11 protein-coding genes are annotated in these 12,871 nt (G+C 61.3%); 7 read left to right on the top strand and 4 right to left on the bottom strand.

Annotated elements, in window-relative coordinates; translation table 11 throughout:
• Positions 1–22: 22 nt before the first annotated feature.
• The 4 genes from AB5Y67_RS15590 (at position 23) to AB5Y67_RS15575 (ending at position 5,038) form a co-directional block, all read left to right on the top strand.
• Positions 23–1,669 carry a bifunctional UDP-sugar hydrolase/5'-nucleotidase gene (locus AB5Y67_RS15590; protein ID WP_199428258.1) on the top strand — a complete coding sequence of 549 codons (1,647 nt, stop codon included), beginning with the start codon at positions 23–25 and terminating at the stop codon, positions 1,667–1,669.
• Positions 1,670–1,856: 187 nt separating this feature from the next.
• Positions 1,857–3,500 carry a hypothetical protein gene (locus AB5Y67_RS15585; protein ID WP_199428257.1) on the top strand — a complete coding sequence of 548 codons (1,644 nt, stop codon included), beginning with the start codon at positions 1,857–1,859 and terminating at the stop codon, positions 3,498–3,500.
• 144 nt (positions 3,501–3,644) lie between these two features.
• Positions 3,645–4,148, top strand: coding sequence for a M48 family metallopeptidase (locus AB5Y67_RS15580; protein ID WP_005333421.1), 504 nt, complete (start codon positions 3,645–3,647; stop codon positions 4,146–4,148).
• Between the two features lie 26 nt (positions 4,149–4,174).
• Complete coding sequence (locus AB5Y67_RS15575; protein WP_182962842.1) at positions 4,175–5,038, top strand: DUF2927 domain-containing protein; 864 nt, start codon at positions 4,175–4,177, stop codon at positions 5,036–5,038.
• A 177-nt stretch (positions 5,039–5,215) separates the two neighbouring features.
• On the opposite strand, the gene AB5Y67_RS15570 is transcribed toward AB5Y67_RS15575, so the two are convergent.
• Positions 5,216–5,467: a DinI family protein gene (locus AB5Y67_RS15570; protein WP_064338063.1), complete on the bottom strand. Its 252-nt coding sequence runs from the start codon at positions 5,465–5,467 to the stop codon at positions 5,216–5,218.
• Between the two features lie 74 nt (positions 5,468–5,541).
• On the bottom strand, positions 5,542–7,968 hold the full coding sequence (locus AB5Y67_RS15565; protein ID WP_064338064.1) for a DNA polymerase II: 2,427 nt from the start codon (positions 7,966–7,968) through the stop codon (positions 5,542–5,544).
• Between the two features lie 166 nt (positions 7,969–8,134).
• Between AB5Y67_RS15565 and AB5Y67_RS15560 the strand changes: the two genes are divergently transcribed.
• From AB5Y67_RS15560 to AB5Y67_RS15550, 3 genes are all read left to right on the top strand, one after another.
• Entirely contained in the window at positions 8,135–8,629 is a 495-nt protein-coding gene (locus AB5Y67_RS15560; protein WP_064338065.1) for a prolyl-tRNA synthetase associated domain-containing protein, read from the top strand.
• Between the two features lie 263 nt (positions 8,630–8,892).
• Complete coding sequence (locus tag AB5Y67_RS15555) at positions 8,893–10,131, top strand: GGDEF domain-containing protein (RefSeq protein WP_064338066.1); 1,239 nt, start codon at positions 8,893–8,895, stop codon at positions 10,129–10,131.
• Positions 10,128–10,652 carry a GNAT family N-acetyltransferase gene (locus AB5Y67_RS15550; RefSeq protein WP_199428256.1) on the top strand — a complete coding sequence of 175 codons (525 nt, stop codon included), beginning with the start codon at positions 10,128–10,130 and terminating at the stop codon, positions 10,650–10,652. The genes AB5Y67_RS15555 and AB5Y67_RS15550 overlap by 4 nt, the downstream gene beginning before the upstream one ends.
• A gap of 60 nt (positions 10,653–10,712) precedes the next feature.
• Here the strand turns inward: AB5Y67_RS15550 and AB5Y67_RS15545 are convergent, their stop codons facing one another.
• Together AB5Y67_RS15545 and AB5Y67_RS15540 are read right to left on the bottom strand one after the other, a co-directional pair.
• Complete coding sequence (locus AB5Y67_RS15545) at positions 10,713–11,573, bottom strand: PA4780 family RIO1-like protein kinase (protein WP_019445814.1); 861 nt, start codon at positions 11,571–11,573, stop codon at positions 10,713–10,715.
• Positions 11,574–11,768: 195 nt separating this feature from the next.
• Positions 11,769–12,764 carry a lipid A biosynthesis acyltransferase gene (locus tag AB5Y67_RS15540; protein ID WP_069555789.1) on the bottom strand — a complete coding sequence of 332 codons (996 nt, stop codon included), beginning with the start codon at positions 12,762–12,764 and terminating at the stop codon, positions 11,769–11,771.
• Between the last annotated feature and the right edge of the window lie 107 nt (positions 12,765–12,871).

Here is a 12,871-nt window from a genome sequence, read left to right as displayed (position 1 = left end):
TTTCCCCCTAAGGAGGACCGAGATGAGTATTACGGTTCAACTTGCCCATTTCAGTGATTGCCACTCCCACTTCGATGGCGCGCCCATGAGCTTCTCCCCTGTCGGTGAAGGCCAATGGCGCACCCAGTGCGGCGGTTATGCCCGGATCCTGACCCGACTGACCCAACTGCGTGCAAAAGCCGCAGCTGCCGGCCAGCGTTTTCTGTTTCTGCACGGTGGCGACTCCTTTCAGGGCTCGCTCTATTTCAACCGCTTCAAAGGGCGCGCCAACGCCGACCTGCTCGCCATGCTGGCCCCCGATGCCATGGTACTTGGCAACCACGAGTTCGATCTGGGCAACGGCCCGTTGGTGGAGTTCTTGCGCCAGCTCGATTTTCCGGTGCTGGCCGCCAATCTGGACAACAGTCAGGAGCCTGCCGACACGCCACTCGGGCTATGGGATATTCCCCACCTCTACGACGCCCATCAGCCCTGGCATCGTCGGGTGATCGACGGGGTTCCCTTTGCGCTGCTCGGCATCACCCTCGCCCAAATGGCTGCCATCGCCAACCCGGATCCCCACACCCGTTTCCACGCGGTCGCCGAGACCCTCACTAAAGTGCTGCGGGAGATCAAGCGCGAAGGGATCCACCATATCGTGCTGCTGAGCCACCTCGGGCTGGATCAGGACAAGCTGCTGGCCGAGCGCTTCCCCGAGCTCAGCCTCATCATCGGCGGCCATACCCACAGCCTGCTCGGCGATCTCGCGCCGCTGGGTCTGCCAAGCGAAGGTACCTACCCGCTGATGAACAACGGGGTGGCCATTTTGCACGCTGGCCACAGCGCCCTCTGCCTCGGTGTCTGCGAGCTCACCTTCGATGAGGCAGGCCGCGTCGTGCAAAGTCAGGGGCAGCTGGAGTGGCTCCCCTGGCAGCCCTGGCCATTTGCCTCCACCACACCCGCCGGGCTCACCTTCTGCGAGCCGGATCCACAGCTTGAACAACATCTGGCCAAACGCTATCGGCCTGAGATAGAGACCATGAGCCAGCGCATCGTCACCCGACTGGCGGCGCCACTTCCCCATCAGCGGCTGCCGGATGCCACCCTGCCCCACGGCAGCCAGCTCGCCCCGCTGGTGGCCCGCGCCATGCTGACCGCCGCCCGTGAACAGGTAGGCGAGGTGGACTTTGCCCTGCACAACGCTGGCGGCGTGCGCTGCTCGCTGGAGCCGGGCCCCCTGAGCGAAGCAGATATCGCCGGTCGCCTGCTGCCGTTTGCTATTCCCCTCACCCTCTATCGGGTGCACGGTCACGAGTTGGCGGAAGCGCTGGAGAATGCCATCGACAACGCCACCAACAACGGCGTGGTCGGCAATGGCAACGGCAGCTTCCCCTACACCGCAGGGGTGCGATTCACCTATCAGGCCGATCGGCCCAAGGGTCAGCGCATCACCCGACTGGAGTGGGAAGCCGCCCCCGGCCAGTGGCAAGCGGTCAATGCCGAACAGGTCTATCGCGGAGTGTCGAGCGCCTATACCGCCTCCGGCAAGGAGGGTTACACCGCACTGGCGCGTACCCTGACCCAGCACAATCAGGAGCTCGGCATCACCCTGGCCGACGCCTTTATCCGCTGGGCCCGTCACCTGCCGACACTGGAAGCGCAGCCGCCCCTGCTTGAGTACCTAGGCTGATGCAAAGGGGAATGGCTTTGCCACATCCCCTGACGGCCAATATTGCCGCAGCCAGCGCCCGGTTCCCTGCAAGAACCGGGCTTTTTCGAGAATATTTGCCCCACACAGGCCTGCCCCATTGCATCGCACTCACTAGCTCGGCAAGATAGGCCCGCTTTCAAGACCAGCTGCAGGAACAGGCGACTTCATGAATCACTCCATCCGTTTCACTCCCCCTCGCGTCAACCCGGGTATCAAGCCAGCCATTGTGCTGCTGACCGCCTTGCTGGCGCTGCTCTTCTGTCTGCGCAACCCGCTCTTCCACGCCATGGCGCCGGGCTTTGATGCCTCGCTATTCGCGGTGATGGGCAAGATGTGGAGCGAAGGTGGCGTGCTCTATCGCGACATGATCGACATCAAGGGGCCGATGATCTTCGCTCTCGACGCGCTGGGCTATGGAATGGGGGGATTTGTCGGGATCTGGGCGCTGGAGTGGGTGCTCTGCTGGCTCGGACTGCTGGCAAGCTGGCAGGCCTTTGCCCAACTTGGCCTTTCGTTCAAGGCGCGCCTTGGCGCCATGCTGGCGGTGCTGGCTCTCTACGGCACCCGTTACTACTACGGCAACATGACCGAGGACTGGACCTTCCACCTCGCCCTCATCGCCCAGTGGGCCTTCATTACCCTGCTGCTGGACAAGGGATTTCGCTGGTGGCCGGCACTGGTGGCGGCACTCACCTTCGCCATCGTCGCCTGGATGCGCACCAACAACGGCGCCTTCTGGGGGGCCTGGTATCTGGTGCTGTTCTGCCACTGGTGTCTGCATGAGAAGTGGCGTGACGCCATTCTGCTGCTCATCTCCAGCCTGCTGGGGCTGGCGCTGATTGGCGGCCCGCTTTACGCCTACTTCCAGCAGCATGATCTGCTGGCGGCCTTCAAATACTACGCCTTCGACATCTTCTTCGAAGGGAGCTACGGCAATGGCTTCTCTCCCATGGTGGGCGCCGTTGGCCTGCTGCGCACCGGCCTTGTGATGCTGCTGCCCGCCTTCATCATTCTGATGCTGAGCCGCCGTCAGGAGTGGTATCTGCCCGCCTTGCTGGCGACCCTGTTTGGGGTGCTGTTCACCCTGATCGCCAACTCGGTCTCCGGCCATGTGTTCGATCACTACGACGTGCTCTATCTGCAACTGGCGGTGCTGCCGCTGGCAGTATTGCTGGATCGCAGCGAACAGCAGGCAGATGCCATCGGCCTGCTCTGCATCTCGCTGGTGGTGCTCACCGCCAGCTGGCTGCTGGCCCAGCAACTCGCCTTTGGCTGGAGCACCAAGGAGTGGTCCCTCGAGCGGGTCAACGAGGTGCTCGGCACCAGCCTGCTGTGGGCGCTGCCGGTGCTGATCCTCATCCCCCTCTGGCGCGCCTGGGATGTGCGCAGTGCCACCCCCTGGCTGGCGACGCTGGCCATGCTGCTGCTGATGATCAACAACGCCTGGGAAGGCACCCTCAAGGGTCGCCCCTTCAATCCGGCGGCGCAGGTAAGGGTCGATCGCATCAAGGCCGAGACCAGCCCGAGCGACAAGATCTGGGTCGATGGCATCCAGCCACAATATTATCTGTGGACCGATCGCCAACCGGCATCCGCCTATCTCTTCTTTGCCAACGTCAATCCACCCTATGACGTGCGCGAGCGGGTGCTGGCCGATATCCAGCGCCAGAATCCGAAGTTCATCATCGCCAAGCCGGATCGGGTGAGCGAGGAGCTGAAAAAACCGAGCTCGCCTTCCCATCTCGCCTTCTATCAATACCTGACTAGCCACTACGAAGAGGTGGATCCGGGTCTCTATCGCCGACGCTGATCGTCAATACGCCCCGCAGGGCGGCCATTGTTGCAATGGCCGCCCTTTTTCTTGCGCCAAAGCCCCTTGCAGCGACGGCCAGCAGTAGGCAAGCCCGCCCGAGATAACTACAATGACGCTCTTTTTGATGTAACGAGTGACACCATGGCGGAACTGACTTATCTGGGCGGCTATCCCGACCCCCTCAAGGCACAGGTACAGCAGCTGATTGCGGCGGGCAAGCTGGGGGAGATGCTGGCCAAACGCTATCCGGAGAGCCACCAGATCCAGAGCGACAAGGCGTTGCTCGCCTACACCATGGAGCTGAAGAACCGCTACCTCAAGAGCTCGGCGCCCCTGTCAAAGGTGGTGTTCGATGGCAAGATCAACGTGATCAAGGATGCCCTCGGCCTGCACACCTACGTCAGCCGGGTGCAGGGCAGCAAGCTCAAGGCCAAGAACGAGATCCGCATCGCCGCCCTGTTCAAGGAGGCACCGCCCCCGTTTCTGAAAATGATCGTGGTGCACGAGCTGGCCCATATCAAAGAGAAGGATCACAACAAGAGCTTCTACCAGCTCTGCCAGCACATGGAGCCCGACTATCATCAACTGGAGTTTGATCTCAGGCTCTGGCTCACCTGGCGCGATATCGACAAGGCCAACCGCTAGGCTGACAACCGTTTCAGGGAGGAAACATGTCATTTGCCGCCACCCCCTTTAGTGCCACGCGCTTTATTGCCACTTTGGTATTGGCTAACGTGAACCGTACTGCTCGTCCCCGCTTCACGTCACGCAGGTTGCTGGCCCTGCTGCTTCTGCTCGCAGGCCACAGCGCCCGGGCCGATGAGCGCTGGCAGAGCGATAGCTATCTGGTCGAGAGCTTTATGGCCATCGCCATGGAGCGGGAGTATGGCGAAGCCAGGCAGACCCGTTTCGCCCGCTGGCAGCAGCCGATCCGGCTGCAGCTTATCAACGAGTCGGGTGACAAGCCGCTACAGGCCGACGTGGTGAAGGTTCAGGCGGCCCATCTGGCCCGCATCACCGGCCACTCCATCAGCATGGTGGCCGCAAAGCCCAACCTCACCCTGATCATGACCGACTACAGCAAGATGAAGAGCTGGGCCAACCGCACCATGGGGGGGGACCCATCGGTCAAGATGGCGCTCAAGGAGGGGCTCTGCCTTGCCAACTTCGCAACCAATGCGAAACACGAGATCAGCCGTGCCACCATCATCATTCCGGTAGACTACAGCCGGGCCAAGGGGCGTTTTCTCGACTGCGTGGTGGAGGAGTTCACCCAGGTGATGGGGCTGCCCAACGACTCGGACAAGGTGTTTCCCTCCATCTTCAATGACAACAGCATCGACAGCTTTTTGACTGGGCTGGACTATGTGCTGCTCAAGATGGCCTATCACCCTGCCCTCAAGGCCGGGATGAGCAGCGACGAGGTACGTGCAGCCCTGCCGCTCGCAATCAAGGACCTGCGCGCCAAAGGGGAGATCCGCGAAGCCAATCGCCGGGTGCAGCAGCAGAGCCTGAAAAGCTGGGCGGGGTTGTAACGGGCCAAGCTCAACCCAAAGCTAGAAAAACCACCGCGAGACTCTCACCACCCACAAAAAACGCAGCCACCTGGCTGCGTTTTTCGTTGTATGGGTATCAGCAGTGCATTAGCGGGCATGCCTGTTTATCCGCCGCCCATTTATCCAACGCCCGAGTTATCCACTGACAGTGCGGGATCAGGAGGCGACGTTCTCTTCCGGCATCCAGCTCTCGGCGTTCTCCCACACCTCCTGCACCATGGCTTCGGCCAGCTCTTTGTCTTCCTTGCTGGCACGGCTAACGGTCAGGGCCATGGCACTGCCCGGCGCGACCCGCACATGGATGTCGGGGAATTTTTCGCCAAGCTGCTTGAGCAGCTCCTGACGCAGCGCCTCCATGGTCGAGGTCGGGATATGATGTTTTCTGTCGATGATGATTTCAAGACGCATAGGAAACTTCTCCATGATTTATAACTGTATTTTTATCCAGTGTTCATGGGAAGTAAAGTGCCAACTTGCAGCAATCAGAAAAGATCCAGCTGCTGACCGCAGATCCGGTCGAACGACTCGCCGATAAAGGGGAGGATGGCGTCGGCAATGGGTCGCAACTGCTTGTCGATATAGTGTTCGTAATCGATGGCGCTGCGCCGGTACTCCAGCGGTTCTGGGCCATTGAGGGTCATCAGATAGGCGATGGAGCCCCGATGCTGATAGCGCTGGGGCAGACCGCGGCGCAGGTTCTCCTCATCGGCCAGCCGCGCCGCCCGCACATGGGGCGGTACATTCTTCTGATACTCCTCGAGCTTCTGGCGCAGCCGTTTGCGATAGATAAGCAGATCGTCGTGACGACCGGCACGAGTCTCATCCACCATGGTGCGCACATAGCCGCTGGGATCTTCATCGTGAAACACCAGCTCATAGAGGCGGGTCTGAAACTGCTTGGCCAGCATGGTCCAGTCGGTGCGCACCGATTCGAGCCCCTTGAACACCAGCTGTTCACTCCCCTCACTGGCCTTGCCAACCAGACCGGCATAGCGCTTCTTGCTGCCCTTCTCCAGCCCGCGGATGGTGGGCATCAGAAAGCGGCGATAGTGGGTCTCGTACTGGATCTCGAGATAACTCGGCAGGTCGAACTCGCGCCTGATCAGTGCAGCCCAGTTATCGTTGATCATTTGAGCCAGTCGCTGGCCGATCTCGTCCGCCTCATCGGGGCTGGTCTCGCGCCCCAGATGAACAAAGGTGGAGTCGGTGTCGCCATAGATCACCTCGAACCCCTTCTCTTCAATCCACTCGCGGGTCTGCTGCATGATGCTGTGGCCACGCAGGGTAATGGACGAGGCTAGGCGCGGATCATAGAAACGGCAGCCCCCCGACCCCAGCACGCCGTAGAAAGAGTTCATGATGATCTTGATGGCCTGGGAGAGCGCCTTGTTGCTGGCGGCCTTGGCCCGATCCCGCGCCGCCCACAAGGTAGCGATGAGATCCGGCAAGAAGTGCCGCTCGCGGGAGAACATGGCGCCGCGAAAGCCCGGAATGGCGTGCTCGGGATGCTGCAGCCCCTCGATGAGCCCCATGGGGTCGATGCAGAAGGTGCGGATGATGCTGGGGTAGAGGCTCTTGAAATCAAGTACCAGCACGTGGCGATAGAGACCGGGTTTGGAGTCCATCACATAACCGCCGGGGCTTGCCAACCCACCGTCGGCCGGCAGATTGGGGGCCACGTAGCCGCCACGATGCAGCCGCGGCAGATAGAGGTTGGTAAAGGCCGCCACCGAGCCCCCTACCCTGTCCAGCTCAAGACCGGTGAGGGAGGCGCGCTCGATGGCAAAGGGGATAAGGTGGCAGTAGTCGAAGATCTCCCACACCAGCTTGCAATCTTCCAGGTTATAGCGGGCCAGCGCCTCCTTGTCGGAGTGGAACAGCTCGGTGATCTTCTCCCCCCGATTGGCCACGTCCTCGATATCCTTGCCACGGCCGAGCAGTTCGCTCGCCACCGCATCCAGGCTGTAGCTGGCAAACTGCCAGGTGGCGCTTTTGAGGGTATCGATGCCGTCGAGCACCATGCGCCCGGGAATGATGACGTTGCCGGTTTGGGGATCGCCCCGTGACGAGCGCCAGAAACAGAGCTCGCGCCCCCGCCCGAGCCGCAGCCGCCGCTTGTTAAGCTCGGCGCGGCGTAGCAGCAGGCGAAAGTCAAAGTTGACCACGTTCCAGCCAATCACCAAGTCGGGGTCATGCAGACTGAACCAGCTCTCCAGCGCACTCAGCAGGGAGCTCTCGTCCTCTACCCACTGGACCAGGGTGCCCCAGCTCTCGGCATCCGCCTCCGGGGTGCCGATCATGATGACCCGCGCATCCTGCTCACTATAAAGACCGACCGAGAAGAGGGCCCCGTCCATGGCGCACTCCACATCCAGCGACACCCAGGAGAGGGTCGGTGTCACCGCCTGCGGCGCGCAGCGTGCCTCGTTCACCTCCCAGTAGCCCTGCTTGCCCCCCTTCTTCACCGCCCGGCCATCGAAGCGCACGCCAGCGGTGATGAAACGCTCCATCAGGAAGCGCTCCGGCAGCCGGATATCCGCCTCGAAGTGCTCCAGCCCGCGAATGAGCAACAGCTCGATGGCGCGGTGAAAGGCGCTCAGGGTAGCGAAATAGCAGCCCACCACGGGGCGACCGTCGAAGGTGTGCATCGGCAGGCGGCGAAACCGCCCGCTCACCCCGGCCCCTTTGAACAGCTCGGCGGCTTCTGCCATGTGGCTCTGCGGCAAAAAGAACACCGGCTCCTGCCCCGGCACCACCACCCGCACCGGCCCCTGCGCGCTCCAGAGCCACATCACGATTTCGGTGGTTGCAGGCTGCCCGTTGCGACCGCGCACGTCCCGACCGTGGCGGGTCAGGATAAAACCGTCGAGGGGCGGAGTGGCGGGTACGGTGGGCTGGGTTGCAGTCATGAAGCGTAAAGGGGCTGTCCGAGAATGGGACTATTGTACGTTCATACAGTGCCTGCTCGCAATCATCACGCTGGCTGCGAGGCGGGAGTCAAACTGGTAAGCTCGATCCGGTCGTTATTCCCGCCCATCCCGTTCTGACCACTCTTCGCCGACGAAAGGAGTCACTATGGCAATCTATTCCCTGCTGGATCAGCTGGCTATCCCCTACCAGCGCTTTGACCATCCCCCGGTGTTTACCTGTGAGGAGGCGAGCAAGTTGCTGCCCGACCTGCCCGCCGCCAAGACCAAGAACCTCTTTTTGCGCGACCCGAAAAGCGAGCGGCTGTTTCTGGTGGTGAGTCCGGAGGAGCACCGGGTCGACCTCAAGGCGCTGGCAGCCATGCTCGGGGTCAAACGGCTGAGCTTTGGCTCCCCCGAGCGGCTCGATGCGGTGCTCGGCCTCACCCCGGGATCGGTGACCCTGCTCGCCATGGTGCGCGACAGGGAAAAAGCGGTAGAGCTGGTGGTGGACGAGGCCATCTGGCAGGCCGAACAGGTGCAGTGCCATCCGCTGGTCAACACCGCTACCCTGATCATCCGCCTCAACGACGTGCGCCGTCTGCTGACCCATCTGGACAGGGAGGCCATAGTAATGCGCTTGCCTGCTGCAACCTGCGATTAGCACAACGTCTGGCGGTTGGGTTCACCCTGCCGCCAACACAACCACCTTTCACGCAGCGAAATTGACTGACAAGACAATAAAATGCCCTCTTGCGCTCTGATAAATCGAGTCAGCAGTTGCCATCGTGCAAGAAGTCGGAGGTGAGCACATTCGGCCATTTAACCCATTGATAATAGGTTGGATTCATGTTGTGATCGGCCACTGCCAGCGGGCGATACCCCATCGCCTGTTCGTTCACAGGTGACTTCCCAGAGAGCCCCTTGATGCCAAGTCTGTTTTCCTCGGCCCAGTTGTTGAGTCTGGTGCTGTTCGTCACGCTGTCACATGTGGGGGTCGCCACCATTTTCGCCGCCATGTGGCACACCCATCGCCAGATCAGGGCATTGATCTACTGGTCAGCGGGGGAACTGGTTATCGCGGGGGCTTTTTGCTGCCTGCTGCTGCGCCCCCTTGAGGGAAATGCATCCCTTGCCAATATTCTCTGCACCAACCTGCTGTTGATGTCGACCACCCTGCTCTATGAACGGGGTATGCGCCACTTCTTTCGCCGTGAAGCCGACCAACTGGGCTGGCTGCTGCCCGCCGTTACCCTCGGCGGTTTCGTTTTGTTTGCCCTGACCGCCCTGCAGCAACCCCTCTTTGATGTGCACAGCCGGATCATCGTGCTCTCCGGCGTGCTCTCGCTGCAGATTGCGCTGCTTATCTGGCAGCTCTGGCGCTACCAGCGGCTGGCCCCCGTCTATCGGGTGCTGCGCTTTGCCATTCTGCTGCTCGGCCTGCAACTGCTGTTGCAACTGCTGCGGATCGCCAAACACCTCTGGCAACCGGAGCTGGCGGCCAACTCCTTCACCGACCCGCTGCTCGGGCCTGTGATCCTGCTCAGCCTGCTCTTTACCATCGCCCGCAGTTATCTGCTGCTGAGCCTGGTCCACACCCGCCAGCAGCAAGCCCTGCTGACCACCCAGCGCAAGCTGGAGCGGCGCGCCAATCAGGATGAGCTGACCGGCCTCTTCAGCCGCCACTATTTCGAACGCCAGGTGACCCTGCGCGCCCGCGAGGTGACAAGCCCCGCCCAGCTGCTGCTGATCGATCTGGACAACTTCAAACAGATCAACGACCGCCACGGTCACCCCGCCGGTGATGCCATGCTGCGGGCCGTGGGTCGGGTGATCGCCAATACCCTGCCTGCCGAGGGAATGGCCGGTCGGCTTGGCGGCGATGAGCTGGCCCTGCTGCTGATGGCGGACCCGCAGACCCTGCCCGACTACTGTCACAGCCTGCAACAGCAGATCGCCGAGGCGACCCGGGCGCTGGCTGGTGGCCCCATCAGCCTCAGCATCGGCCTCACCTCGCTGCACCCTGACGAGGGATTTGAAGCGGCCTACCTGCGAGCGGATCAGGCTCTTTACGCCGCCAAACAGGCTGGAAGGCAACGGGCCTGCGTGCTGGAACCCCACCACAGCGAACCGCAACCGCTGCAGCCCTGCGCGCTCCTGTCATGAGCGCAGTGCTCGCTCTGCAGTGCCGACCGGCCAGGCTGGCAGATGCCCCGGCTTACCGGCGCTATGTCACCGAATGCGCCGAGGACAGACAGCCGCTCTATCAGGTGGCGCAATTTGACCCGGACGGCTGGCTACAGAGCCTGCTGGATCACGCCAAAGGGTGCAACTTGCCCAGTGGATACCTGCCGACCACCACCTATTTTGCCCTCGATGGCGAGGAGATCATCGCCACCCTGCGACTGCGTCACGGTGACAATGAGGCAACCCGCCAGTGGCTGGGTCATATCGGTTACGAAACCCGCCCCTCTCGCCGTGGCGAAGGGGCCGCGACCGTGCTGCTGCGCTGGGTGCAACAACAGGTACTGGCAGCGCCGGTGCTGATCTGCTGTGACCAAGACAATCTGGCTTCCCGCAAGGTGATTACAGCCGCCGGTGGTGTGTTGCTGGGGCGGCGCTTCCATCCGGGGGATCGCAACTGGCTGGAGATGTATCAGCTAGCCCACTGCCCCAGCCGACCATAGCCGTGGCAGTAATAAAAAGAGCGCCCCGAAGGCGCTCTTTTTGCGAACGTGGCAAGACCGTTAGTAGCTGTCTTCCTGCTCCGCCTTCATCCGGGCCTGACGGGCATAGGCCTCCTCCTCGGCGCTCTCGATCTCCTGCAGCACCGAATCGAGATCGATGGCGGCGCGGCTCTCTTCAAAGTGACCGGTCAGCTCGCTATCGGGGGTGAGTTTGCCATCTTCAAACAGCGCCCACATCTCCTGGGCATAACGGGTCTTGAGCAGCTCGGGGGCATACATACCGTAGTAGTTGCGCATGTTGTTGACGTCCCGCTCCAGCATCGCCTTGGCCTGGTTGTTGGCGGCGGCATCCACCACCTGGGGCAGGTCGATGATGACAGGGCCCTGTTCATCCACCAGCACATTGAACTCGGAGAGATCGCCGTGGATAAGACCGGCGCAGAGCATGCGCACCACATATCGGATCACCTTGTGGTGATCGATGACCGCTTGCTCAGGGGTGAGTGCCACATCGTTGAGGCGCGGCGCGACATTGCCATCCTCATCGGTGATAAGTTCCATCAAGAGGACACCATCGAGGCAGACATAGGGCTGCGGCACCCGCACACCGGCCGCCGCCAGCTTGAACAGGGCGTCGACCTCGGTGTTCTGCCACACCTCTTCATGCTGTTTGCGGCCGTACTTGGAGCCCTTCTCCATGGCGCGGGCGCTGCGGCTGTTACGCACCTTGCGCCCCTCCTGATAGACCACGGCCTGCTTGAAGCTGCGCTTGGACGCCTCTTTATAAACTTTGGCGCAGCGGATCTCGTCGCCGCAGCGCACCACATAGACGTCGGCCTCTTTGCCGCTCATCAACCGGCTGACGACCTCATCGACTAGGCCGTCATCAACCAGAGGTTGGATTCGATTTGGAATTTTCATGGCCGCCCTTTTACCCTATTTCCGCTCTCGAAGATAGCTCCGCGCACGCTCACCTGCCTCTCCCTTTCATAAGACACCCTGTTATCCCCTGTTTGCGCTGTTTTTGTCCACCCGTTCGCCTTAAAAACCACCATCAGCAGACCAAATACGAAAGGCGCCTGTGCCAACAAAAATGGCCCGCAAGCGGGCCAACTTTCAAGGTTCAGGCGGCAAGCCCTGACGAATGCGCTGGATCCCCGCTTCATAGAGGCCGTCATCCCCCTCCTGGTGCTCCAGGGTTTCGAAGATCTTGAGAAACCACATGTACTGCTCGGGATGGCGCGCCACCTGCATCTCCACCACCCGGTTCATGGCATTGACGTCTGCCAGCAGATCGGCGGTGGGATAAGGGTCAAACGGCGGCTCAATCTCCAGCAGATAGCGTCCCTCATCCTCGTCATAGCTAGCGAAGATGGGCACGGCTCTGGCACCAGTCAGCTTCACCAGCTTGGGCAGCGCGGGCAGGGTTGCCTTGGGGCGACCAAAAAAGGGAACAAACACGCTCGCCTCGCGGCCGTGGTCCTGATCTGGCAGGTAAAAAAAACTGGCACCGGCGCGGATCGACTTGATCGCCGGTTTGATCCCGGCGCTGCGCTCATAGACCTTGCCCCCTTTGGCCCGCTCGCGGTTGATGTACCAGTCGAACACCTGATCTTTCGGGCTCTTCATCATGGTGCACATCTCGATGCCCATCATGGAGAAGTAGCGGCCAATCATGTCGACCGCCCAGGTATGAGGCACCACCAGGATCACCGGGCGGCCCGCAGCCTGCTCCGCTTGCACATGCTCCCAGCCGGTGACCTTGATGCGGCGGGTCAGCCGTGCCTTGCTGCGCCAGCTGAGCTCGCCAAAGCCCATAAAGGTCTTGAGCCCGACCCGGATCGATTTGAGCAGCAGCGCCTGCCGTGCGGCGGCATCCAGCTCGGGAAAGCAGATCTTGAGGTTGGTATCGGCGATATAGGCCTGCTTTTTCGAAAAACGCAGCAGGGTTGGAGAGACCAGATCGGCAAAGCGATCCCTCAGTCTCGCGGGGGTAAATGCCAGCAGGGAAAGCAGGCCCAGCGCACACCAGCTGCCCCACCATTTGGGATGCAGCAGGCGGCTATGAAATGAGGTATCAAATACCGGATCTAACGCAGACATGGCGGCCATCAAGTCATCAAAAACAAACGGTTATTGTAGTTATCCTGACATTTTTTTCTACCCTGGGGAGGCTGGCCATCAGCCTGCAAGGCACTGATCAGACTAGTTATCATAAA

Source organism: Aeromonas sp. s12 (assembly GCF_040907925.1).
Taxonomy (GTDB): Bacteria; Pseudomonadota; Gammaproteobacteria; order Enterobacterales; family Aeromonadaceae; genus Aeromonas; species Aeromonas veronii.
The sequence above is the reverse complement of the archived record's forward strand: the minus strand, read 5'-3'. Positions and strand labels throughout refer to the sequence as shown.